Source organism: Enterobacter sp. 22499, assembly GCF_052044815.1.
In the GTDB taxonomy this organism is placed as follows: domain Bacteria; phylum Pseudomonadota; class Gammaproteobacteria; order Enterobacterales; family Enterobacteriaceae; genus Enterobacter; species Enterobacter bugandensis.
In genome coordinates this window covers 428,104-450,870 of sequence record NZ_JBQENR010000001.1, presented here as the reverse complement: position 1 = coordinate 450,870, position 22,767 = coordinate 428,104, and the positions used below count along the sequence as shown (strand labels likewise).

19 protein-coding genes and 3 pseudogenes are annotated in these 22,767 nt (G+C 55.6%); 9 read left to right on the top strand and 13 right to left on the bottom strand.

Going from position 1 to position 22,767, the window contains the following annotated elements:
* Positions 1-32 precede the first annotated feature (32 nt).
* Positions 33-1,625, bottom strand: coding sequence for a maltose/glucose-specific PTS transporter subunit IIBC (malX, locus tag ACTJI7_RS02090; protein WP_028012923.1), 1,593 nt, complete (start codon positions 1,623-1,625; stop codon positions 33-35).
* Positions 1,626-1,802: 177 nt separating this feature from the next.
* Here malX and ACTJI7_RS02085 point away from each other — a divergent pair, with 177 nt between their 5' ends.
* Positions 1,803-2,831 carry a Mal regulon transcriptional regulator MalI gene (locus ACTJI7_RS02085; protein WP_063153899.1) on the top strand — a complete coding sequence of 343 codons (1,029 nt, stop codon included), beginning with the start codon at positions 1,803-1,805 and terminating at the stop codon, positions 2,829-2,831.
* Between the two features lies 1 nt (position 2,832).
* Here the strand turns inward: ACTJI7_RS02085 and ACTJI7_RS02080 are convergent, their stop codons facing one another.
* Positions 2,833-3,729 (bottom strand): LysR family transcriptional regulator, encoded by an 897-nt coding sequence (locus ACTJI7_RS02080; RefSeq protein ID WP_045261486.1) that lies wholly within the window; start codon positions 3,727-3,729, stop codon positions 2,833-2,835.
* Between the two features lie 107 nt (positions 3,730-3,836).
* Between ACTJI7_RS02080 and ACTJI7_RS02075 the strand changes: the two genes are divergently transcribed.
* A complete protein-coding gene (locus tag ACTJI7_RS02075) occupies positions 3,837-4,817 on the top strand; it encodes an MBL fold metallo-hydrolase (protein ID WP_063153900.1) in 981 nt (326 codons plus the stop codon).
* A gap of 15 nt (positions 4,818-4,832) precedes the next feature.
* Positions 4,833-5,687: an alpha/beta fold hydrolase gene (locus ACTJI7_RS02070; RefSeq protein ID WP_063153901.1), complete on the top strand. Its 855-nt coding sequence runs from the start codon at positions 4,833-4,835 to the stop codon at positions 5,685-5,687.
* Positions 5,688-5,725: 38 nt separating this feature from the next.
* On the opposite strand, the gene ACTJI7_RS02065 is transcribed toward ACTJI7_RS02070, so the two are convergent.
* Both ACTJI7_RS02065 and manA read right to left on the bottom strand, forming a co-directional pair.
* Positions 5,726-7,258: a YdgA family protein gene (locus tag ACTJI7_RS02065; protein ID WP_047365362.1), complete on the bottom strand. Its 1,533-nt coding sequence runs from the start codon at positions 7,256-7,258 to the stop codon at positions 5,726-5,728.
* Positions 7,259-7,357: 99 nt separating this feature from the next.
* The gene (manA, locus tag ACTJI7_RS02060) at positions 7,358-8,533 is read right to left on the bottom strand and encodes a mannose-6-phosphate isomerase (RefSeq protein WP_440669605.1); all 1,176 of its coding nucleotides are present in this window, start codon (positions 8,531-8,533) and stop codon (positions 7,358-7,360) included.
* Positions 8,534-8,732: 199 nt separating this feature from the next.
* Between manA and fumA the strand changes: the two genes are divergently transcribed.
* Positions 8,733-10,379, top strand: coding sequence for a class I fumarate hydratase FumA (fumA, locus tag ACTJI7_RS02055; RefSeq protein ID WP_028012930.1), 1,647 nt, complete (start codon positions 8,733-8,735; stop codon positions 10,377-10,379).
* A 137-nt stretch (positions 10,380-10,516) separates the two neighbouring features.
* The gene (gene fumC, locus ACTJI7_RS02050; protein WP_063153903.1) at positions 10,517-11,911 is read left to right on the top strand and encodes a class II fumarate hydratase; all 1,395 of its coding nucleotides are present in this window, start codon (positions 10,517-10,519) and stop codon (positions 11,909-11,911) included.
* Here the strand turns inward: fumC and tus are convergent, their stop codons facing one another.
* The 3 genes and pseudogenes from tus to ACTJI7_RS02035 form a co-directional block, all read right to left on the bottom strand.
* On the bottom strand, positions 11,912-12,841 hold the full coding sequence (tus, locus tag ACTJI7_RS02045) for a DNA replication terminus site-binding protein (protein WP_440669602.1): 930 nt from the start codon (positions 12,839-12,841) through the stop codon (positions 11,912-11,914).
* A 73-nt stretch (positions 12,842-12,914) separates the two neighbouring features.
* Entirely contained in the window at positions 12,915-14,213 is a 1,299-nt protein-coding gene (rstB, locus tag ACTJI7_RS02040; protein WP_028012933.1) for a two-component system sensor histidine kinase RstB, read from the bottom strand.
* A 29-nt stretch (positions 14,214-14,242) separates the two neighbouring features.
* Positions 14,243-14,494: pseudogene (locus tag ACTJI7_RS02035) on the bottom strand (site-specific integrase); the annotation flags it as partial.
* Positions 14,495-14,526: 32 nt separating this feature from the next.
* Between ACTJI7_RS02035 and ACTJI7_RS02030 the strand changes: the two are divergent.
* A pseudogene (locus tag ACTJI7_RS02030) lies at positions 14,527-14,703 on the top strand (KilA-N domain-containing protein); the annotation flags it as partial.
* 6 nt (positions 14,704-14,709) lie between these two features.
* Here ACTJI7_RS02030 and ACTJI7_RS02025 read toward each other — a convergent pair.
* The gene (locus tag ACTJI7_RS02025) at positions 14,710-15,096 is read right to left on the bottom strand and encodes a hypothetical protein (RefSeq protein ID WP_045261479.1); all 387 of its coding nucleotides are present in this window, start codon (positions 15,094-15,096) and stop codon (positions 14,710-14,712) included.
* Positions 15,097-15,422: 326 nt separating this feature from the next.
* On the opposite strand from ACTJI7_RS02025, the pseudogene ACTJI7_RS02020 reads away from it, so the two are divergent.
* Positions 15,423-15,569 (top strand): annotated as a pseudogene (locus tag ACTJI7_RS02020) (AraC family transcriptional regulator); the annotation flags it as partial.
* Positions 15,570-15,744: 175 nt separating this feature from the next.
* Here the strand turns inward: ACTJI7_RS02020 and ACTJI7_RS02015 are convergent.
* Complete coding sequence (locus tag ACTJI7_RS02015; protein ID WP_207118989.1) at positions 15,745-16,005, bottom strand: hypothetical protein; 261 nt, start codon at positions 16,003-16,005, stop codon at positions 15,745-15,747.
* A 244-nt stretch (positions 16,006-16,249) separates the two neighbouring features.
* Positions 16,250-16,966: a two-component system response regulator RstA gene (gene rstA / locus ACTJI7_RS02010; RefSeq protein WP_028012938.1), complete on the bottom strand. Its 717-nt coding sequence runs from the start codon at positions 16,964-16,966 to the stop codon at positions 16,250-16,252.
* A 128-nt stretch (positions 16,967-17,094) separates the two neighbouring features.
* Between rstA and ACTJI7_RS02005 the strand changes: the two genes are divergently transcribed.
* Positions 17,095-17,430 (top strand): GlpM family protein, encoded by a 336-nt coding sequence (locus ACTJI7_RS02005; protein ID WP_014883596.1) that lies wholly within the window; start codon positions 17,095-17,097, stop codon positions 17,428-17,430.
* Here the strand turns inward: ACTJI7_RS02005 and folM are convergent.
* From folM to ydgH, 3 genes are all read right to left on the bottom strand, one after another.
* Positions 17,427-18,149 (bottom strand): dihydromonapterin reductase, encoded by a 723-nt coding sequence (gene folM / locus ACTJI7_RS02000; RefSeq protein ID WP_061098394.1) that lies wholly within the window; start codon positions 18,147-18,149, stop codon positions 17,427-17,429. The genes ACTJI7_RS02005 and folM overlap by 4 nt on opposite strands.
* Positions 18,150-18,188: 39 nt before the next feature.
* Positions 18,189-19,571: an amino acid permease gene (locus ACTJI7_RS01995; RefSeq protein WP_232948166.1), complete on the bottom strand. Its 1,383-nt coding sequence runs from the start codon at positions 19,569-19,571 to the stop codon at positions 18,189-18,191.
* Positions 19,572-19,755: 184 nt separating this feature from the next.
* The gene (gene ydgH / locus ACTJI7_RS01990) at positions 19,756-20,700 is read right to left on the bottom strand and encodes a DUF1471 family protein YdgH (RefSeq protein ID WP_232948167.1); all 945 of its coding nucleotides are present in this window, start codon (positions 20,698-20,700) and stop codon (positions 19,756-19,758) included.
* A 535-nt stretch (positions 20,701-21,235) separates the two neighbouring features.
* Here ydgH and pntA point away from each other — a divergent pair.
* A complete protein-coding gene (pntA, locus tag ACTJI7_RS01985) occupies positions 21,236-22,765 on the top strand; it encodes a Re/Si-specific NAD(P)(+) transhydrogenase subunit alpha (protein ID WP_028012942.1) in 1,530 nt (509 codons plus the stop codon).
* Positions 22,766-22,767: the final 2 nt, after the last annotated feature.

Genomic DNA, 22,767 nt, shown 5'->3' with positions numbered 1-22,767 from the left:
GTAAAACCCCCTCATGAGAGGGGGTTGAGGCATCAGGCTTCTACTGTTCGCATCAGGGTTGCCAGCTCATCTTTCACCGACTGAACCTGCGGGCCGATAACCACCTGCAAATTATGCTGATTTAACTGTACCACGCCGATGGCCCGGTTGGCTTTCAGGGCGTTGGTATCCACTTTTGACATATCCGCCACCGACAGACGCAGGCGGGTGATGCAGTTATCCAGCGAGGTAATATTATCCGCACCGCCCAGCGCAGCCAGAATGGCAGGGGTGTTATACCCGGATTTGCCCACGGTACCGGCCACCGCCTGCTCAACGCTGGTGGCGGTGTCGGTATCGCGGCCCGGCGTTTTCAGGTTAAAGCGGGTGATGGCGAAGCGGAAGATACCGTAGTACACCGCGAACCAGATAGCCGCCACGACCGGCACCAGATACCACTTGGTTGACAGGCCGTGCAGGATCCCGAACACCACGAAGTCAATCACGTTGCCGTCGGTGTTGCCGATGGTGACGCCCAGCACCGCCATCACGGTAAAGCCCAGGCCGGTCAGCAGCGCGTGGATGAGATACAGCACCGGCGCAACAAACAGGAACAGGAATTCGATAGGCTCGGTGGTGCCGCCCACGACGCAGGCAATCACGCCGGAGATCAGCAGCCCTTTAATTTTATGTCGGTTTTCTGGGCGCGCGCAGTGATACATCGCCAGCGCGGCACCCGGCAGGCCGCCGAGGAAGGCCGGCATTTTACCCTGAGACAGGAAGCGGGTGGCGCTTTCGGAGAAGCCGTGGGTAGTCGGACAGCTCAGCTGCGCCTGGAAGATGGTCAGCGCACCGCTCACGTCGTGACCGCACACCTCCATGGTACCGCCCGCTTCGGTGAAGCGAATCAGGGCCACCAGGATATGCTGCAGGCCGAACGGCAGCAGCAGACGCTCGCCAGTGCCGAAGATCATCGGACCAAAATCTCCCGCGCCGTTGATGATGCGGCCAATGCCGTTGATGCCCATCGCAAAGACCGGCCAGATCAGCGGAATGATCAGGCCGAACAGACCCATGACCACCAGGGTGACAATCGGCACGAAGCGGGTACCGCCGAAAAAGGCCAGAGCATCCGGCAGGCGGATATTGTGGAAGCGCTCGTGCAGCATCCAGATAATGACCCCGGCGATCACCGCTCCGAGGATCCCGGTATCAATAGACTGGATACCAATCACGCTCTGAATGTTGTTGGCCTTCAGCACGGCAGCATCGGTCGTCGGCAGAATGCCTTTCGCGGTCAGCCAGAAGTTAACCGCCAGGTTCATCACGGCGTAACCCACAAACCCGGCAAACGCCGCGACACCTTTATTCTCGCGGGCCAGGCCCAGCGGGATGGCGATGCAGAACATCACGGGCAGGAAGCTAAACGCGAAGGAGCCGACCTTACTCATCCAGATAAAGATCGCCTGCAGCACGGGAGTACCGAGGAACGGGATCAGCGTGATGACGTCTTTACTGCTCAGCGAACTGCCGATCCCGAGCATGATCCCGCAGAACGAGAGGAGCGCCACGGGCAGCATAAAGGTTTTACCCAGTTGCTGGAAAAACTCCCACAGCGATATTTTTTGTGCTGTTTTCGCCGTCATAAAACGACTCCTTTATTGTTAAAATCAGTTTGCCTGCTTCAATGCTGCGAGAAGATAAAACGTTTTATCAAAGTTTAGTGCGCGCTAAATCACATTCTCAGGCTTTGACTGGTAGTATAAAGATAACGTATTGATAAAACGTTTTACCGATCTCATTTCAGGGAGTCACGCTGACACATGGCTGTAGCGAAAAAAGTCACCATCAACGATGTCGCGCTGGCGGCGGGGGTTTCCGTCAGCACCGTTTCTCTCGTGCTCAGTGGTAAAGGGCGCATCTCGCCCGCAACCGGCCAGAGGGTGAACGAGGCGGTTGAACAGCTGGGCTTTGTGCGTAACCGTCAGGCGTCGGCGCTGCGCGGCGGGCAAAGCGGGGTGATTGGCCTGATTGTCCGTGACCTGACGTCACCTTTTTATGCGGAGCTGACCGCCGGGTTAACCGAAGCGCTGGAAGCGCAGGGGCGGATGGTCTTTCTTCTGCACGGCGGGCGCGAGGCCGGGCAGCTTCTCTCCCGTCTCGATATGCTGCTGACACAGGGGGTTGACGGAGTGATCGTTGCCGGAGCGTCGGGCGTGGGTAGCGAACTGTGCGAGCGTGCCGCCGAAAAAGGCGTGCCGCTGGTGTTCGCCTCGCGCGCCAGCTATCTGGACGAGGCCGATACGCTGCGCCCGGATAACATGCAGGCCGCGCAAATGTTGACCGAACATCTTATTCGCCGCGGGCATCAGCGCATTGCCTGGCTGGGAGGAAAAAGCTCCTCCCTGACGCGCGCCGAGCGGGTCGGCGGCTACTGCGCGACGCTGATTAAATACCGCCTGCCGTTCCACAGCGAATGGGTCGTGGAGTGTGAATCCAGCCAGAAGAAAGCGGCGGAAGCGATAGGCGCGCTGCTGCGAAGCAATCCGACGATCAGCGCCGTGATTTGCTACAACGATGTGATTGCCATGGGGGCCTGGTTTGGCCTGATTCGCGCCGGGCGTCAGAGCGGCGAGGGCGGGGTGGAAACCTTCTTCGGTCATCAGGTGGCGTTAGGGGCGTTCGCCGACGTTGGTGAAAACGCGCTGGATGACCTGCCGATAGTCTGGGCTACCACCCCTGCGCGGGAGATGGGCTACACGCTGGCAGACAGAATTATGCAGCGCATCGACAACACGGATGTCCAGTCCGGGCACCAGATTGTGGCGGCGCGGCTGGTGACGGTGAAATAACTCAGCTCTGCTGTGTAAGCGGGTTGAGCGTCAGATGTGTCTCCAGGGCTTCTACAAATTTCCGTACTTTTGCCGGGATCAGCCGGGAGGTCGGGTAAACCGCCCAAATGGCCAGAGATTCCGGCTGAGCATCTTCCAGGACGATCCGCACGAGTTTACCCTCAGCAATGGCAGGCTCTACGTACCAGCGAGATAAATTTGCGATGCCGAGTCCCCCCAGACAAGCCTCGAAAATCGCCTCAATAGAGTTAGCCGAGAATCGGCCTGACACCTTTTGTTTGTAGCGCTGTTCACCCTTTTCAAATGACCAGTGTGTCGTATCTGAGGTGGTCAGGCAGCTATGTCCAGCCAGATCGTTAAGCAATTTCGGTGAACCGTACGCGGCGAGATACTCCGCGCTGGCGCAAAGCTCGCGGGGGTTATCACAGATGCGGTGTGCGACTAACCGGTTATCGCGCAGCGGTGCAATGCGTAACGCCACGTCTATGCCTTTCCCGACAATATCAATTTGCTCATCGGTTGCCAGCAGGTCGACCTGCAGGGCAGGATGTTGCTGCATAAACAGCGGCAACATCGGTGCAACGATCTTGCGTCCAAACGCCGCTGAGGCGGTAATGCGAAGGCGTCCGGACAGGTGCGTACCATCAGGAAACAGATCGGCCAGCGCGTTATTTTTATCTTCCAGCAACGCCTGCGCATGAGGCAAAAAAACGTCACCATCGCTGGTGGGTGAAAGGGATCGCGTGGTGCGATGCACCAGCCTGACCCCCAGCTCAGCCTCAAGATTGTTAAGAGAGCGTGACGCCGCCATGGCACTCATTGAGAGCCGACGCGCGGCGCCCGCCAGGCTACCCGCCTTAATCGCTTCGACAAACACTTCAACGTCTTCCAGTTTCATTATATCGCTTTTCGTTATGCTGACTTATCAAAGTACATATCTACAGTATTTATCGTTACGCTGCCATAGTCTCTTCACAACCTGAAAAATATCAATCTGGAGTGAAGATGAAAAAGTTGAAAACGGTTCTGGCATTCAGCAGCCTGTTGCTGGTAAGTGCTGCCTGGGCTGACGCACCTGCGCAGGTGAAGCAGCAGGTCCCCGGCTATTATCGTCTGGCGGTAGGGGAATATGAGGTCACGGCGCTGTTCGACGGCTATAACGACCTTTCGCCGTCATTACTCCACGGTCTTTCAGACGACAAGGTTCGTAAACTGCTGGCTCAGCATAAAATCGATGCCGACCGCATGCCGACCGCTTTTAACGCTTTCCTGGTTAATACCGGTAAACATCTGGTCATGATTGACAGCGGAGCGGGGCACTGCGTGCCGGAAACGGCCGGCCAGCTGGTTAACAATATGAAAGCATCAGGCTATCGTCCCGGGCAGGTTGATACCATTTTCCTGACTCACCTGCATCTTGACCACGTGTGTGGCCTGAGCGATGCAGACGGTAAAGCGTTGTTCCCCAATGCCACCGTCTACGTACCGCAGGGGGAGGCCGACTACTGGCTTGATCCTGCAAAAGAAGCGAGCGCGCCGGCTAATGCGAAAGAGTATTTTGCTATCGCCCGAAAAGCATTGTCTGATTATAAAGCCTCCGGACATCTTAAAACCTTCGTTCCGCCAGCTTCGCCGATCCCGGAAGTCCAGACGGCCTATGCCGTTGGCCATACGCCCGGCAGTACCGTTTATCGCTTTGCGTCGCAGGGGACGGCTATTAACTTCATTGGGGATCTGATTCATGCGCCAGCCGTCCAGTTCCCGCATCCTGAAGTGTCTATTCGCTTTGATGTCGATTCGAAAAAAGCCATCTCGTCCCGGGCGCAGGAATTTAACGCCCTGGCGAAAGACGGCGAGTGGATGGCCGCTGCGCATCTGCCTTTCCCCGGTATTGGGCATATCACCGCCTGGCAGCAGGGCTATAGCTGGAACCCTGTAAATTACGGTCCTTATCAACGTGCGGCCAACGTGCCTCTGCTGAAATAAAGTGAGGTTACGAATATGAAAAGTTACACCGTAACGGCAAACGGCATTCGCCAGTTTGTGGTTGAAGAGGGTGAAGGCGCGCCGGTTATTCTTCTGCACGGTTTTCCTGAAACAAACTATGCCTGGCGCTACCAGATACCTGTATTGTCCCGGCACTACCGCGTCATCGCGCCGGATTTGCGAGGATATGGCGAAACGGATAAACCGGCTTCTGGCTATGATAAACGGAACATGGCCCGGGACATCCGGGAGCTGATGCGTGCGCTGGGGTTACAGAAGGTGGTGCTGGTGGGGCACGATCGCGGGGCGCGCGTCGCGACGCGGTTCGCAAAAGATTACCCTGAGCTGGTGGATCGTCTGGTGGTCATGGATAACGTGCCAACGCGTATCGTGGCGCGCGATTTGAATACGTCCATCGCCCGCGCATACTGGTTCTTCCTGTTCCATCTTGTGCCCGATCTGCCGGAAGCGCTGATTGCGGGACGTGAAAATATCTGGCTGCGCCACTTTTTCTCGGACTGGACCTACGATCCGTCAACCATTAGCGGCGAGGCGTTTGACACCTATGTGCGCGCGTATCAGGCGCCCGGAGCCGTGCGAGGCGCGATGGCTGACTATCGCGCCAACGCGGAAGACGTGGCGCAGGATCTTGCCGACGCTGACGTGAAAATCGCCTGTCCGGTAATGTCGCTGTGGGGCAATGATTTTCACGCGGTCGGCAAGCTTTTCGATATGCAAAGCGTCTGGGCTGAAATGGCGGATAACCTGCGGGCGCAGGGTATCGACGAGTGCGGCCACCTTCCTCAGGAGGAACAGCCTGAGAAAGTTAACGCCTTGCTGCTGGATTTCCTGGAGGGATGGAAAGGATAAGGGCAATAAAAAACCCCTCTTGCGAGGGGTTTTGACGTTTACTGCTGCGGTGCCGCCGGTACGGCTGGCGCTGCGGGTTCAGCCGGTTCCGGCATTCCCAGCGTCGGCATACCAAACATGCCAACAAACTCTTCCAGCGGCATTTTGTCGCCGTTCAGCGTTACCTGGCCGTTGGCATATTGCAGGCTGGTGGAAATGGTGTTGTCTTCCACTTTGGTGATGCGGAACATCTGACCCATCGCCGCCAGACCTTTCACCTGCTGATTCGCCAGCTTGCCGGCATCTTCATCGCCGTAGCCTTCCAGCTTCGCAATCTGGGTCATAAACTCGGTCGCCATATCCATCGGGATGGTCAGCTTACTGTCGAGCGACTTCACGCTGCGATCCACTTCCTGCGCCAGCGTCTGCGGTTCACCCGTGGCGGCTGCAGGATCTTTCAGGAACAGCGACAGGTTAAAGCTGGTTTCGCCTTTGCTGTTTTTCCAGCTCAGCGGCGCAACGGTGACCACCGGCTGGCCTTTCAGCAGGATTGGCAGGTTATTGAACAGCACCGCCATCGCCTGCTGCTGGTACACTTCCGGGTTCTGCTGCAGCGCGGCGTCGGTCAGCAGCGCCTGGCTCTCTTTGCTGTATTTCTGGCTAAATTCGTGCCATGCCTGGCCGTCGATATTGCCGATCTTCAGCGACAGCTTGCCGGTGCCCAGATCCTGATTCTGCACTTTCAGGCTCTTCAGCGTGTAATCCAGCTGGGTATTGATGCTTTTACCGTCTTTGGATACATCGGATTGACCGTTAACGTCCATGCCTTCCAGCACGGCCATCTCTTTTCCTTCAATTGCGATAGCAATTTTATCCACGGAGAGCTTCTGATCGCCGATACGCTCTTTAAAGTCGGTCATACGGCTGTTGCCGTCGGCTTTCAGGTTGTTGAAGGTGAGCTGAACTTTTTGGTTATATTCGTTCACGGCGTTGACCAGGCCGCTTTCCGCTTCACCCGTCATGGAGAAGACGTTGCCGTCCCGATCCGCATCAAGTTTGAAATGGCCGCCGCTGAAGGCGACTTTTTCGTTCTCTTTCTCGTAGTTCAGCGGTTTCAGCGCGATATCAGAGCTGGTATCACCGGAGTAGCTAATACGGGTGTTAATGTCGAAAGGTGATTCATTCTTCGCCAGGTCAAACAGCGGTTTAGTGACGTCGTTATTCACCAGTACGGTATGAACGGACGCCATGGACGGGATCAGGTTAAACGACTTTAGCTGCGCCAGCGGCAGCGGACCGTGGCTTACCACTTCATCCAGCACCACGCTCTGTCCCGGCTTCAGCCAGCCGTTTGCCGCACCGGCCACCGGCTTCACCACCAGCTGCATGCGGCTGGTGAACACGCCGCGCTGATAGTTCTGGTAGCTCAGCTCCAGACCCGCCTCCGGCGCGCTGCGCTTAATTTCTCCGTTAGCCTGCGCCACCATCTCAGCCAGACGGCCTTCCAGCTGTTTCCCGGTAAACCAGGAGGCACCCGTCCAGACCACGCCTAACGCTACAATCACTCCAACCGCTACGACCGATTTTTTCATTGCGACTATCCCTAAAATGAAACCAGGCGGTAAAAACCGCCCGGAGATATTAAGCCTTCAACTAGCTTAGCAAGAGTTGTTAAAAAATTCAGTAAGTGCTTAAAGCTTATTAAAAACGCGCGCCAGGCGACCGGTGCCGCTCACGCTGACCGGGGACTCATTGGCTGCAACGAATGCTGACTCGCCAGGCTGGAGAACCAGACGCTGCTCGCCTTTGCGCAGCGTTGCTTCGCCCTCGACGCAGAACAGGATCGTCGCGCTTTCCTGTGCGATTGTCGTTTCCGTCTGATTGAGGTCATGCAGGGAGAACGCAAAATCCTCAACCGGAATCGGGAAGTCCAGCTCTGCACCGTTTTTCACCGGCTGAGTCAGCAGCTCCGCAGCAGGCTTCGCCACAAACTTCACGTTGGCAACCAGCTCAGGGATGTCGATATATTTCGGCGTCAGGCCCGCGCGCAACACGTTGTCAGAGTTGGCCATCACCTCCAGCGCTACGCCCTGCAGGTAGGCGTGCGGGGTTTCCGCGAACAGGAACATCGCTTCGCCCGGGTTCAGCTTCACCACATTCAGCAGCAGAGGGGAGAACAGGCCGCTGTCGTCAGGGTAAAACTCGGAAATCAGGCGGATGGTCTCCCACGGTTCCCCTTGCTGGCTGTTCAGGGCCGCTTTCAGCACCGCCAGCGCGTGAGATTTCTCTTCACCCTGCATATTCAGCAGGCTGGCAAACAGCTGGCTGAGCGCGTCCGCGTTTGGGTTTTCGAGGAAGTGGGCAATAGCCTTGTTGGCACCCGCGACCGGCTGCAGCAGGGAGATAATCTCTGAAAACTCGCGGAAGGCGTTCATCGCCAGGAACGGCGTCAGTGCGAACACCAGCTCCGGCTTGTGGTTAGGATCTTTGTAGTTACGCTCGGCGGCGTCCAGCGGGATGCCCGCCGCGTTCTCTTTGGCAAAGCCGATTTCAGACGCTTTCTTGTTCGGGTGAACCTGGATGGAGAGCGGCTGGTCGGCGCACAGCACCTTAAACAGGAACGGCAATTCGCCAAAGCGCTGAGCCACCTTGTCGCCCAGCAGTGCGGCTTTATCGGCATCAATCACGTCACGCAGGCTGCGTACCTGGCCGCTGGCGTCTTCAATTTTTGAGCTGCTCTTCGGGTGCGCCCCCATCCATAGTTCCGCCATCGGCAGGTTGTTCGGGTTCGCGATACCGTAGAGATCCGTTAACGCAGTTATACTTCCCCAGGCGTAGTTTTGCACTGAGTTAATGAGTTTTTGCATTATCAAGCCCTGATTCAAATGTGGAATTAACTCCGGGTATTAAAGCAATAAACTACGTGGAAGTAACCTGTGGATGTAAAAAGTCGTACTAGTCTCAGTTTTTGTTAAAAAATTGTGTAGGATAAGCTGACTCGCTTTTAAGCCGGGCAGCGGAACATCTGCCCTGAATAAACAGACCGAAGCAGTAAGTGAGAGAACAATGTCGAATAAACCCTTCCATTATCAGGATCCTTTCCCCCTCAGTAAGGATCAGACCGAGTATTACCTGTTAACCCGCGATCACGTCTCCGTCTCTGAGTTTGAAGGACAAGAGATCCTCAAGGTGGATCCGCAGGCGCTGACGCTGCTGGCGCAGCACGCTTTCCACGATGCCTCCTTTATGCTCCGCCCCGCGCATCAGCAGCAGGTTGCCGATATTCTGAGCGACCCGGAAGCCAGCGAAAACGACAAGTACGTTGCCCTGCAGTTCCTGCGTAACTCAGACATCGCGGCGAAAGGCATTCTGCCCACCTGCCAGGACACCGGCACGGCGATCATCGTCGGTAAAAAAGGCCAGCGCGTCTGGACCGGCGGCGGTGATGAAGCGGCGCTGGCTCACGGCGTCTACAACACCTACACCGAAGACAACCTGCGCTACTCGCAAAACGCGGCGCTGGACATGTACAAAGAGGTCAACACCGGCACCAACCTGCCCGCGCAGATTGACCTCTACAGCGTTGACGGTGACGAGTACAAATTCCTCTGCATCGCCAAAGGCGGCGGTTCAGCCAACAAAACCTATCTCTACCAGGAAACCAAAGCGCTGCTCACTCCGGGCAAGCTGAAAAATTACCTGGTTGAGAAGATGCGTACCCTCGGCACCGCGGCGTGCCCGCCGTACCATATCGCCTTCGTGATTGGCGGAACCTCAGCTGAAAGCACGCTGAAGACCGTCAAACTGGCCTCAACCAAATACTACGACGGCCTGCCAACCGAAGGTAACGAACACGGTCAGGCGTTCCGCGACGTGCAGCTTGAGCAGGAGCTGCTGGAAGAAGCGCGTAATCTGGGACTCGGGGCGCAGTTTGGCGGTAAGTACTTCGCCCACGACGTGCGCGTGATCCGTCTTCCGCGCCACGGTGCCTCCTGTCCGGTCGGGATGGGCGTCTCCTGCTCTGCGGATCGCAACATCAAGGCCAAGATCAACCGCGAAGGCGTGTGGATCGAAAAGCTGGAAAATAACCCGGGCAAATACATCCCGGAAGCGCTGCGTAAAGCGGGTGAGGGGGAAGCGGTTCGCGTTGACCTGAACCGTCCGATGAAAGAGATTCTGGCGCAGCTTTCTCAGTATCCGGTCTCGACCCGTCTCTCCCTGAACGGCACGATCATCGTGGGCCGCGACATTGCGCATGCGAAGCTGAAGGAGCGTCTGGACAACGGCGAAGGGCTGCCGCAGTACATTAAAGATCACCCGATCTACTACGCGGGCCCGGCGAAAACGCCTGAAGGCTATGCCTCCGGCTCGTTAGGCCCAACCACGGCAGGGCGTATGGACTCGTACGTTGATCAGTTGCAGGCCAACGGCGGCAGCATGATCATGCTCGCTAAAGGCAACCGCAGCCAGCAGGTGACGGACGCGTGCCACAAGCACGGCGGCTTCTACCTCGGCAGCATCGGCGGCCCGGCGGCAGTACTGGCGCAGGGCAGCATCAAGAGCCTGGAGTGCGTGGAATACCCGGAGCTGGGTATGGAAGCGATCTGGAAAATCGAAGTGGAAGACTTCCCGGCGTTTATCCTGGTGGATGACAAAGGTAACGACTTCTTCAAGCAGATCCAGTCGTCCCAGTGTTCGGCGTGCGTGAAGTAAATTGAAAAAAACGGGTGGCGCAGCCGCCACCCGACATCAAAAAGAGCGCACAAAGCGCCATACCGTTTCTCAGAAGTCATCAATACTTATCCCTTAAGCATGTGAGCAATCCCTCTTTTGTTATCAAGGAGAAAGTAATGACCACGGTACGCCATGAGAAAGACTCGATGGGCGCCATCGACGTCCCGGCCGACAAGCTATGGGGCGCGCAAACCCAGCGTTCGCTGGAGCACTTCCGTATTTCGACCGAAAAAATGCCCGTCTCGCTGATTCAGGCGCTGGCGCTGACCAAACGCGCCGCCGCGAAAGTGAACCAGGGTTTGGGCCTGCTGGACACCGATAAAGCCACCGCCATTATCAACGCCGCAGACGAAGTGCTGGCGGGCAAGCATCCTGACGAATTTCCCCTCGCTATCTGGCAGACCGGTTCCGGTACCCAGAGCAACATGAACATGAACGAAGTGCTGGCGAACCGGGCGAGCGAGCTGCTGGGCGGCGTGCGCGGCATGGAACGTAAGGTCCACCCGAACGATGACGTCAACAAAAGCCAGAGCTCTAACGACGTTTTCCCGACGGCGATGCACGTGGCGGCGGTAATCGCCATTCGCGAGCAGCTTATCCCGCAGCTCAACGTGCTCAAATCCACGCTTAACGAGAAAGCGCAGGCCTTCCGCGACATCGTCAAGATTGGCCGTACGCACCTTCAGGACGCCACGCCTTTGACGCTCGGCCAGGAGATTTCCGGCTGGGTGGCGATGCTGGAACACAACCTGAAGCATATCGAGAACAGCCTGCCGCACCTGGCGGAGCTGGCGCTCGGTGGGACGGCGGTCGGTACCGGGTTAAACACCCATCCAGAATACGCGGTGCGCGTGGCGGAGGAGCTTGCTGCCATCACCGGACAGCCGTTCGTCACGGCGCCCAATAAGTTCGAAGCGCTGGCGACCTGCGATGCGCTGGTCCACACCCACGGCGCGCTGAAGGGGCTGGCGGCCTCGCTGATGAAAATTGCTAACGATGTGCGCTGGCTGGCCTCGGGCCCGCGCTGCGGCATCGGTGAAATCAGCATCCCGGAAAACGAGCCGGGCAGCTCCATCATGCCGGGTAAAGTGAACCCGACCCAGTGCGAAGCCATGACCATGCTTTGCTGCCAGGTGATGGGCAACGACGTGGCCGTCAACATGGGCGGTGCGTCCGGCAACTTCGAGCTGAACGTCTATCGCCCAATGGTGATCCACAACGTGCTGCAATCTGTTCGTCTGCTGGCGGACGGGATGGAGAGCTTTAACGAGCATTGCGCGGTGGGGATTGAGCCCAATCGCGAACGCATCAGCCAGCTGCTCAATGAATCTCTGATGCTGGTCACCGCGCTCAATACCCATATTGGCTACGACAAGGCCGCCGAGATCGCCAAAAAAGCGCATAAAGAGGGGCTGACGCTGAAAGCCTCCGCCCTGGCGCTGGGCTATCTCACGGAGGCGGAGTTTGACGCCTGGGTTCGCCCGGAAGCGATGGTCGGTAGCCTGAAATAATCATCCCGCCACGTACAGGTGCAGCCGAGGAATAATCAGCTGTAGCGGCTGCGCCTGAGGTCTGTAACGGTGCTGAACATTGTCAGCATCGTAATTCAGCAGTTCCCCAATATCGGGTACCACCGCGCCCTGATCGGCATCGTAAAGCGCAATCAGCGGCGTCGGGCAGGCATATTGCACCTGCTTTTGCTGACCGGAATACCAGACGCGAGCGATAGGCTGCACCTTCACCGGGCGCTTTATCTTCAGGCGCGCATCCACCGGCAGCGAGGCGATGCTGTGGTACTCCTGCTCCAGGCGCTCAATCCACTGCTCCCGCGACCACGGCGCGACGGTGCGCGGCGTCTTCAGGCTTTTTTCCAGCTGGGCCAGAATCTCATCCCGGGTGAAGTTTTTAATGATGTGCTTATTCGCCCAGCCGAAGCGCAGCGTAGCGGGGTGACGCAGTACCGTCAGCGTCCGATAGGCGTTCAGGGTAATCAGCCCCGGAAGCTGGCGGTGCACCCACTCGAACCGCGCGGCAGGCGCGAGGCCGGACTCTTCGGTGATGATCTTTTCAAAGGCCGCTTTCAGGGTGTTGATATGCGCAATCTGGCTTTCCAGCGCTTCGCGCGATGTCGCATCGGTTTGCAGGCAGATGACCCCCGGCAGGCGCACGGCGGCCTTGCTGCTTCGGTTTTCTGACTGCTGCTGGATAAACAGGCGACGATAGTGTTTTAGCGCCTGCTCAAGGGCCGCGCTGCCGATGTGCTGTTCGACCTCGATGGTGTCCAGCGGATCGTGCTCGGCTCCCTTAGCCACATCCGGCAGGGTAAAGACGCGCGCGGCCAGCAGGCGGCAGGCCTGCAAACGCTCGGTCAGGGTCAGGAGTTCGTGTTCTATTTCCCGAAACGTGCCGTTAAGCCGTTCGATGAGATCGTAGTTCGCCATAAACACCCTCATTAGTTACAACATACTTATCATATAGCACAGCACGCCGGGTCAGGCCAGCGTGCGGTTGAGGTCAGGCAGGAACGGGAAGGGCGATGTTATGGTACACCGGCCAGCTAAAGCAGAAGCGCGCGCCGCCGAGCTCGCTCTCCTCGCAATGCACCGTGCCGCCCATCGCCTGCGCGATAGAGTAGACAATCGCCAACCCCAGGCCGCATCCGCCGGTGGCGCGATCGCGGCTGGGATCGAGGCGGACAAACGGTTCAAACACGGTTTCTCGCGCTTCCGGGGCAATTCCCGGTCCGTCGTCCTCCACCGTCAGGCTGGCCCGGTTGCCCTGCAAATCCAGGCCAATCTGGAGTGTACTTTCGCTGTAGCGCATGGCGTTGTTCATCAGGTTGTCCAGCACGCGCTCCATCAGGCGCATATCGAGCGCGCCGTAGTCACCCGGCGTGACGCGCGTCAACAGCGTGCGCTGCGGATTTACGCTCTGAACGTCATCAATGTGGGTTTGCAGCCAGGCGGGCAGATCCGGCGTGGTGAGGTTCAGCTCGTTTTGCGGGCGGTCGAGACGCGCGTAGGTCAGCAGCTCCTCAATCAGCGCTTCAAGCTGGCCAATGTCGCGGTTAAGCGCCTGATTCTCTGCCTCGGTCAGATTCTCGCTCATCTCCAGACGGTAGCGCAGGCGAACCAGCGGCGTGCGCAGCTCGTGCGCAATTCCGTCGATAAGCTGCTTCTTACTGGCGATTAGGGCGTTGATGTTATCGGCCATCTGGTTAAAGGCCACGCCCAGACGCTCAAAGCTGGAACCGCTGTCGAAGTGAATGCGTTCAGTAAAATGCCCCTCGCCAAAACGCTGCGCGGCGGATTCCAGCTTCAGCATGTCCTGCCAGTGGGGCCGCATCCAGATAAAGACCGGAAATGCGAGCGAAATGGCGATAAAGGCCATCAGCGCCATGTCCAGCAGGCGCATCTGATGGAGATAATAGAGATAGGGCACCGGCCCGACGGCCAGCACATAATGGCTGCGCGGAATGCGCTGGATAAAGGTGTATTTCTCATCCAGCGCGACGATGTCCCCGTCGCGCAGACGCTGCATGGCGGGCGGGTCCAGATCGAAATCTTTTAACGGCTCAATGCGTAAATCGAATGACAGATTGAGATCCAGCTCTTTCAGGGTTTTCGCCCAGTCGTGTGGCGGGATCTCTCTCAGCTCGCTGCGCATCAAATAGAGCGAGCTTTTCATCAGATCGTCCAACGACTGCCGGCCCGCACGTTCGGCGGTGAATTTATAAACCAGGCCGACCAGCATGGTCATCACCAGGAAGCAGACAAACAGTAAAAGATAAAACTGCACAAACAGCTTTTTCATTAAATATCACCGGGACATCAAGTAATTAACTACTTTGTTTTGACCTTCAGGAGCACTTTAGGGGCATTTGCATATCCGCCAAAGCGCTGATTCAAAAATGGTACCTGATCGCTATCGAGAACATTTATCCACGCAGAGTATACATGGAAGACCATCTCTGCATTCTCATCACCCATCTGATTCGCTATAAAAGCAGGATTAGCACCTGCCGACAACATCCAGCACGCGTATGTATGACGCAGTTGATAGGGGCGTCTGCGGCGAATGCCCGATCGTTTTATCGTTCGGTAGGCCTGTCTTCTCTTTGAGTTTTGAAGCAATTTCTCGGCTGAACAAGCTTGATCATATTATTAATACCGAAACGAAAGAGGTTAGTCATTGCGCCAGCAAAATGGCCCGGTGGGAAGCTGGTGGTAGGAAACAATTTCTTCATGTGGCTCGTGAGTGGGTGATGAGCGCAGTTCAGATTTATTTGCCAGGCTTCAAATAGATAAAATTACTTCCTGTACAGGTCGCCTTGACCGGACCTTGCTCTTCCCCAGATTTCATCATCAGAGAGTGTAGTTTCTATGAGTTCAATCGGTGCGCCATTGTCATTAATCATGGCAACAAAGAAACCGTCAATGGGCTCATAGGGACCAAGAATGACTTCTTCATCTTCGATAGCTCTTAGCAGGTTGTCCACTTTGAAGGCGACGTGAGGCACAGTTTTTATCAGATTGTGGAGTGGAGAACTGTCTTTAAATCTATGCCACTGCACACGAAACTGACCTGGGTTATCAACTGTATACATCCCGGCTTTTTCGCTGTATGCACCTTCAAAAACGCCATCCTGTAACGGGATGCCGAAGTGATGAAAAGTATACTTTACATTTGATTTCATTCTTATCTCGCTAACTAATTAATGACAATGTAATTGAGCATAGGATGTAACTACTGTGGGCAATGTACTAAATATAAAAAACAAAAGAATACCATACATGAAATTCTTCCAACACGAGCGCATTTGTAAGTGGATTTAAAAGGGATATCCCTACAGCGGATAAATCACCTGCTATTCCCTTGAGTGGATAAATAGACGTTCATGACTTACATCGACAGATACATTAAACCTGTAAGGGAATCGATTTAACTGCTGGTAATTTTGAAATGTTCAATCTGATGCGAGCGTTTGTTTCTGAAGGTGTTGAATTTTTTACAAACTTATGCAGCAAGCGGTTTGGTTCAGTTTGTACGGGGGCATTACTCCTGGCACTCACCGGAAAGCTAAATGGAAAAAGAGTGACCACGCATTGGGCATGTCCGAAAACCCTTTCCGCCAGGCATCCCCTAATAATCGTAGAGGCAGATGCGTTGTAACGAGTCGTTAATAGCTTTGCGAACGGGAGAGAAGCTATAGCCTTTCCAGTAAATTGCAGATTTTCTGCACACTAAACTGCACAAACAGCTTTTTCATTGGATCTCACCGAAAAAACGCTATGTGCAGAATATACATGAAAACCCTTCGGTTTTTTCACGTCTGTCGAGCGTGTTATATGGCTTTCGCGCTGTTTTTTACCTTGGCGATGAGTTTTTCGGTCACGGCCAGGCCTTCCGCAATGTGCGTATCAATCACATCCGCCCCGTATTCGCTGATGAGATCCAGCAGTATTTCGTAATACTGGATGAGTTCCAGCAGGTCAAAGAGCGCTTTTTGATCGGTGCGTGAGGGGGAGGTGTGGTTAAGGGTTGCCTGATTAACAATCCACTCAAGATTGGTTTTTATCGCTTCTACCTGACCGTAGCTATACATAATTCATGGGCTTAAATCCTCATTTCAAGATTTCTGGGAGCGATGTCGTGAAAGCTTCACGGCGAAAATGAGTAAAACGATCGCAAGAGCGGGATGAGCTGAAGAAAGGAGAGTCGAGAAGCTAATTATGGAATAGTTTGCGTGCTTAGCAAGTTAAATGTTGCGCAAACGTAAAAATAAATGCGCGAAAGGAGGGCATTTCCGCGCAATGCCTTCAATTCGCGCAGATTATCCTATCCGACGATCAGGTTTCCCAGGCGTGTGGGGCAAACAGATAACCCTTGTTACGCACGGTTTTAATGCGGTAGGGCTCGGTGGCGTTATCCTGCAGTTTTTTGCGTAATCGCGAAATCGCCACGTCAACGCTGCGATCCATACCGTCATAGCTCACGCCACGGAGGTTTTTCAGCAGCGCGTCGCGGTCCATGATTTGCCCGGCATGCGTGGCCAGCTCCCAGAGCAGGTCAAAGTCTGCGGTAGAAAGGGCGATAAGCTCGCCGGAAAGCAGGACCTGGCGGTTAACCGGGTCAATAGACAGCGTACCGAAGCGCAACGCTTTGTGTGGCGTCAGGGACGGCGCGGGCGCTTCGCGTTCGATGCTGGCGTGCTGGCGCAAATGCAGGCGCAGGCGGGCCAGCAGGACGGCAGGCGGTGTGGTTTTCAGAATGTAATCATTGGCGCCCATCTCCAGCGACAGAATATGGTTCATATCGCTGTCCAGTGAGGTAAGCAGAACGATAGGACCGTCCCAGCGGGCGCGCAGGTCCCGGCAGAGCGTCATGCCGTCTTTGCCTGGCAGCATGATGTCCAGCAGCACTAAATCCGGGTTTTCACGGACGACCACCTCTTCGGCACGATCGCCGCGAGGCTCAACAATGACGTCCATATCATGTTTACCCAGATAGGCGGCGATCAATTGCCCGACTTCGGGTTCGTCTTCAACATATACAATCTTATTCATACAGCGTCTGTTTTCGTGAAAAAAGCCAAAATACACCGCGGAACCTTAACCTTCCATTAATCTTTCAAAATTAACGCCGCTTCCGTTATTCTGACGTTTCTTGTTATTTGATTGTTATAGGAAAAAATATGGGGCTGGTGATCAAAGCCGCGCTGGGGGCGCTGGTGGTGTTACTGATTGGCATTCTGGCAAAAACCAAAAACTACTATATTGCCGGGCTTATCCCGCTGTTCCCGACCTTTGCGCTGATTGCCCACTATATTGTGGCCTCTGAGCGGGGTACGGAAGCGCTACGCACGACCATCGTGTTTGGCATGTGGTCAATCATTCCGTACTTTCTCTACCTGCTTTCCCTGTGGTATTTCACCGGTTTTCTGCGGCTTCCCCTGGCGCTGGGCGGGGCAGTGGTCTGCTGGGGGCTCAGCGCCTGGGTGTTAATCTTCTTCTGGAGCCGCTTTCACTAGCGCAGCGGGCGGCCGCCGTCCACGGCAAAGGTTCTGCCGGTGACGTAGCAGCTGGTGAGGAGATAATCCACCAGGTCGATCACCTCTTTTTCGCCTGGGGCAATTTTCATGAGCGACTTATTCAGCGCCTGCTGGCGGTATTCCGCATCATCGTTTTCGTTAAACAAAATCATCGCCGGGGCGATGGCGTTCACCTTTACCTCGGGCGCGAGCTTGCGGGCAAAGGAGCGCGTCATGTTATCCAGCGCGGCTTTGCTGGCCGCGTAGGCGATATGCTTGTCGCTGCCGCGCTCCACCACATAATCGGTAAAGTGAATAATGTCCCCCGCCGCATGCCCGTGGCCGCGCAGCAGATCCTGCAGCGCGTGGTTAAGCAGATAAGGGGCGTTAACGTGGATCTGCAGCATGGCGGAGAGCGTATCGCTGAGGGACGTGCCGGGCTTCTCGGCACACCATGCGCTGGCGTTATGGATCACGGCACGCAACCCCGTCGCGGTGGATTTAACCTGTTCGGCAAAGGCCAGAATGCCTTCGTCGGTGGAAAAATCAGCCTGAATGCAGACCGCTCCGGCTTTGCGCAGCCCCTCAATCGACGGGTATTCCGTACGGTAGCTGACAATGACCGGATGCCGAAGGTTGAGAAAGTGATGGGCGAGGGCGAGGCCGATACGGCGGCCTCCACCGGTGATCAGTATTGGGCGAAGCGGTGCATTTCCCATCGTATTCTCCTTTACAGTTCAACAATGGGAAAGACAGTGCTATCCCATTAACATCCAGGTTGCCGGTACGGCAGCAACCAGTAACAGCCCGATTAAGGCCATTTCACGGCGTTTCAGCGCGTTCTCCAGCTGATGCGTGCGGCGGGCATAGATAAACACCAGCAGACCCGGCGCATACAGCACAACCGACAGCAGCAGATGCATCGGCCCGGAAGCATACAACAACCACAGGCCGTAAATACAGGCCCCTACGCCCACAACATAGTGCACCGGACGCGTGGCGATTTTTAACAAATACGCACCCACTAAGAAATAGGGTACCAGAATCATCTCCGAGGCGATGGTCAGCAGGGTGTTATAGTCTGAACCTGTGAGCCAGATCAGCACCAGACAGACCTGAACGCTGATGTTGGTCAGCCAGAGTGAGGCTGATGGTGCATTATTTTGGTTTTGACGGGCAAACAGGCGGGGAAACGCCTTGTGCGTCGCGGCCAGGAACGGTACTTCAGCCGCCATGATGGTCCAGCTCAGGTAAGCGCCGCAGACGGAGACGATCAGCCCTGCGGCAATCACCACGTCGCCCCACGGGCCGAGCATTTTCACCATCAGGCCTGCCATGGACGGGTTACGCATTTCGGCCAGTTCAGGACGCGCCACCACGCCCAGCGAAAGCAGGGTCACCAGCAGATACACGCCCAGCGCCGCCAGGACGGCCAGCAGCGTGGCGCGGCCCACATCGCGCTTATTACGCGCGCGGGCAGAAACCACGACGGCACCCTCAACGCCGATAAATACCCACAGGGTAATCAGCATCGTGTTTTTCACCTGCTCCCAGACCGGAACGCCCAGCGCAATGCCGCTGAAATCAAGCGAAAACACGTCAAGACGAAACGCGATAAAGGCCAGCACGATAAACAGGCCAAGCGGCACCAGCTTCGCCAGCGTCGCCACCAGGTTGATGCTGGCGGCGGTCTGGACACCGCGCAAAATCAGCCAGTGAACAATCCACAGCAGCACCGAGGCGCCGACGATAGACTGCCAGGTATTACCGTCGCCAAACAGGCGCAGCTCAGGGGTATCGGTAAAGAAACTGAGCGCCGAGAAGACAATTACCAGATAAGAGACGTTGGCGATGACCGCGCACAGCCAGTAGCCCCAGGCAGAACAGAAGCCGATCAGCTCGCCGAAACCTTCACGTGCATAGGTGAAAATGCCGCCGTCCAGATCCGGGCGAATGCGCGTCAGCAACAGCATGGCAAACGCCAGCAGCAATATCCCGACACCGGTAATGCCCCAGCCAATGAGCAGGGCGGCAGGGCTTGCGACGGCCGCCATGTTCTGCGGTAAACTGAATACGCCCGCGCCCAGCATTGAGCTCAATACAAGTGCAGTTAAAGCACTCAGGCCAAGTTTCTTTTCCATTGGCTTCCTGTTATGAAAAGTCCCAATCCAGAATAATTATTTCGCTAAGGCGCATAAAAATGGTGGATCACACTAAGGCGCGGGATTTTACGGAGTGTAACGAAAGCATGCAATGATGTGTGGCAGATTTTCAAAAAAAGTAACAAAAAAGGCGGCATTGCGCCGCCTTTCGTCAACGGTTTTGTTACTTGTACAGATCGGCGCTGATGGTCACGTTGTTACCACGTTCCTGCCACTGGCGGGTGATGTGGTAATACTTCGCCCCTTTCTTCGCCGCACGCTTCGCGACCTGATAAGAGACTTCCGTCATATTGCCGTAGTTGCCGGTAAACTTGATGCTGTCGAACGGCACCATCTGCGCGGCAGTGGCTTTGTTCAGCTCTTCAATTTTGGTGCCGTCCGGCAGCGTCACGGAGTAACGGCCACCTTTCGTGGACTGCGTTTCAAAGAAACGGCCCACTTCAGCGCTTGGCGCCGCAGAGGTGGCTACGCCCGGAATTTCAACTTTCTTCGCTTCTTCGCCGCCTTTGGCTATCGCCGCGCGACCCGCTTCAGAATCCGCAGGGATGGCATCCGGGCTCTGCAGAACGCGTTTTTTCGCATCTTCTTTGTAGATGAATGCGGTAATGCGCTGGTTGCCGCCCTGGTTAGCATCCACCTGACGCACGATAAAGAAAGAGTAGGCACCTTTCTCTTTCGCGGCTTTGGTGATGGCATCGTTCACTTCTGGCTGGCTGCGATAGAAGCCCTGAACGGTAACGGTGTCGTAAGGTTCCAGCTCAATGGCCTGGTCTTTCGGCAGCTCAACGATACCGTTGATCACGCGATTTTTCGGCGCGTCAGCCTTTGGTGCATTATCTTTATACAGCGCAATGGTCACGCGCTGGTTACCGCTGTTGCCGTAATCGGACTGGTCAACTACGTAAAACGAGGCCGCCCCGTTTTTATCCGCGGCTTTTGATGCGGCGGCGACGGCATCGCCAATAGAATTATAACGACCCACAATGACCGTATGGTCAAAAGGTTTTAACGCTGCCGCTTGCTCTGGCGTTAACTCTGTTGCGGCATTCGCAGACAGGGCGGTCGCACAGAGAAGTGCGGACGCCAGGAGTGTGTTCTTAAGCTTCATAAAAATAATCCTTCGCCTTGCGCAAACCATGTACTGGTATTGTTGTTTATTTGAGACGGCCCCGATTATGGCATTTAAAACCCGTCGCTGTCTGCGCCATTTTTCACTGCCTGTGCTCACTCAATTACCGAATTCGATAACATTTAGTGATATGTTAAAAAAACAGGCGTTTGACAAGCAAAACTGATAAAGCATATGACTTTTACAAGTTAATTTAATGTTAATAACTTGTTCTCTTATGGCGCTATATCATGTTTTTACCGCTTCGCTTGCGCGATTTATCGGTTCTGGCGATGAATTTAAGGTAAATATCACTGTCAGTGACGCCGATCGCTTATTTTTCACAGATAAAGTAAGAAATAGTGTTTTCTGGCGGTAGATCACAAGCGCTATTTTCAGTAGGTTATAGACAGTTTGTTACTGTTTTATTTTGCGGGGTTACTCATTTCTCGTCGCTATCATGCTGGCGAAAATTGATACAAACCGCGGGCATTTATCGACAAACCATCATCAAAAACCGATGGAAGGGAAAACTATGCGTATTGGGGTACCAAAAGAACGGTTAGCCAATGAAACCCGCGTAGCGGCAACACCGAAAACGGTGGAGCAACTGCTTAAGCTGGGTTTTACCGTCGCGGTTGAAAGCGGCGCAGGCAAGCTGGCGAGTTTCGATGACGAAGCCTTTATTCAGGCTGGCGCGGAAGTGGTGGACGGTGCTGAAGTCTGGCAGTCGCCCGTGATTCTGAAGGTCAACGCGCCGGAAGAGAGTGAGATTGCGCTGCTGAATCCAGGCACCACGCTGGTGAGCTTCGTCTGGCCTGCACAAAATCCTGAACTGATGGAGAAGCTGGCGGCCCGTGGCGTGACCGTGATGGCGATGGACTCCGTGCCGCGTATTTCGCGCGCGCAGTCGCTGGATGCGCTGAGCTCCATGGCAAACATTGCCGGCTACCGCGCCATTGTTGAAGCCGCTCACGAATTTGGACGCTTCTTTACCGGCCAGATCACCGCGGCGGGGAAAGTCCCACCGGCGAAAGTGATGGTAATTGGCGCGGGCGTGGCGGGTCTTGCCGCAATCGGTGCGGCAAACAGCCTGGGCGCTATCGTGCGCGCGTTCGACACCCGTCCCGAAGTGAAGGAACAGGTCCAGAGCATGGGGGCCGAATTCCTTGAGCTGGACTTTAAGGAAGAAGCGGGCAGCGGTGATGGTTACGCGAAGGTGATGTCCGAAGCCTTTATCAAAGCCGAAATGGAACTTTTTGCCGCGCAGGCGAAAGACGTCGACATTATTGTTACCACCGCGCTTATTCCGGGTAAACCGGCGCCGAAGCTGATCACCCGCGAGATGGTCGACTCCATGAAGCCGGGCAGCGTGATTGTCGACCTGGCGGCGCAAAACGGCGGTAACTGCGAGTATACCGTTGCCAATCAGGTGACCACGACCGCTAACGGCGTGAAGGTGATCGGCTATACCGACCTGCCTGGTCGCCTGCCAACCCAGTCGTCTCAGCTGTACGGCACCAACCTGGTTAACCTGCTGAAGCTGCTCTGCAAAGAGAAAGACGGCAACATCACCGTCGATTTTGACGATGTGGTGGTGCGCGGCGTCACCGTCGTTCGCGAAGGTGAAATTACCTGGCCTGCGCCGCCTATTCAGGTTTCAGCCCAGCCCCAGGCAGCGCCGAAAGCGGCACCCGAGCCAAAAGAACCGGCAAAACCGGCTTCTCCGTGGCGCAAATACGCCATCATGGCGCTGGTCATTATTCTGTTCGGCTGGCTGGCTGACGTCGCGCCGAAAGAGTTCCTCGGCCACTTTACCGTCTTCGCACTCTCGTGCGTTGTGGGTTACTACGTGGTGTGGAACGTCTCCCATGCGCTGCATACGCCGCTGATGTCGGTGACCAACGCTATCTCCGGGATCATCGTGGTAGGGGCGTTGCTGCAGATTGGACACGGCGGCTGGATCAGCTTCCTGAGCTTTATCGCGGTGCTGATCGCCAGTATCAATATTTTCGGTGGCTTCACCGTGACTCAGCGCATGCTGAAAATGTTTCGTAAAGGCTAAGG

What these genes read in the sequence shown, in the direction of transcription:
- malX (WP_028012923.1), bottom strand. Translation starts at nt 1,625, where the DNA reads ATGACGGCGAAAACAGCACAAAAAATATCGCTGTGGGAGTTTTTCCAG.
- ACTJI7_RS02085 (WP_063153899.1), top strand. Translation starts at nt 1,803, where the DNA reads ATGGCTGTAGCGAAAAAAGTCACCATCAACGATGTCGCGCTGGCGGCG.
- ACTJI7_RS02080 (WP_045261486.1), bottom strand. Translation starts at nt 3,729, where the DNA reads ATGAAACTGGAAGACGTTGAAGTGTTTGTCGAAGCGATTAAGGCGGGT.
- ACTJI7_RS02075 (WP_063153900.1), top strand. Translation starts at nt 3,837, where the DNA reads ATGAAAAAGTTGAAAACGGTTCTGGCATTCAGCAGCCTGTTGCTGGTA.
- ACTJI7_RS02070 (WP_063153901.1), top strand. Translation starts at nt 4,833, where the DNA reads ATGAAAAGTTACACCGTAACGGCAAACGGCATTCGCCAGTTTGTGGTT.
- ACTJI7_RS02065 (WP_047365362.1), bottom strand. Translation starts at nt 7,258, where the DNA reads ATGAAAAAATCGGTCGTAGCGGTTGGAGTGATTGTAGCGTTAGGCGTG.
- manA (WP_440669605.1), bottom strand. Translation starts at nt 8,533, where the DNA reads ATGCAAAAACTCATTAACTCAGTGCAAAACTACGCCTGGGGAAGTATA.
- fumA (WP_028012930.1), top strand. Translation starts at nt 8,733, where the DNA reads ATGTCGAATAAACCCTTCCATTATCAGGATCCTTTCCCCCTCAGTAAG.
- fumC (WP_063153903.1), top strand. Translation starts at nt 10,517, where the DNA reads ATGACCACGGTACGCCATGAGAAAGACTCGATGGGCGCCATCGACGTC.
- tus (WP_440669602.1), bottom strand. Translation starts at nt 12,841, where the DNA reads ATGGCGAACTACGATCTCATCGAACGGCTTAACGGCACGTTTCGGGAA.
- rstB (WP_028012933.1), bottom strand. Translation starts at nt 14,213, where the DNA reads ATGAAAAAGCTGTTTGTGCAGTTTTATCTTTTACTGTTTGTCTGCTTC.
- ACTJI7_RS02025 (WP_045261479.1), bottom strand. Translation starts at nt 15,096, where the DNA reads ATGAAATCAAATGTAAAGTATACTTTTCATCACTTCGGCATCCCGTTA.
- ACTJI7_RS02015 (WP_207118989.1), bottom strand. Translation starts at nt 16,005, where the DNA reads ATGTATAGCTACGGTCAGGTAGAAGCGATAAAAACCAATCTTGAGTGG.
- rstA (WP_028012938.1), bottom strand. Translation starts at nt 16,966, where the DNA reads ATGAATAAGATTGTATATGTTGAAGACGAACCCGAAGTCGGGCAATTG.
- ACTJI7_RS02005 (WP_014883596.1), top strand. Translation starts at nt 17,095, where the DNA reads ATGGGGCTGGTGATCAAAGCCGCGCTGGGGGCGCTGGTGGTGTTACTG.
- folM (WP_061098394.1), bottom strand. Translation starts at nt 18,149, where the DNA reads ATGGGAAATGCACCGCTTCGCCCAATACTGATCACCGGTGGAGGCCGC.
- ACTJI7_RS01995 (WP_232948166.1), bottom strand. Translation starts at nt 19,571, where the DNA reads ATGGAAAAGAAACTTGGCCTGAGTGCTTTAACTGCACTTGTATTGAGC.
- ydgH (WP_232948167.1), bottom strand. Translation starts at nt 20,700, where the DNA reads ATGAAGCTTAAGAACACACTCCTGGCGTCCGCACTTCTCTGTGCGACC.
- pntA (WP_028012942.1), top strand. Translation starts at nt 21,236, where the DNA reads ATGCGTATTGGGGTACCAAAAGAACGGTTAGCCAATGAAACCCGCGTA.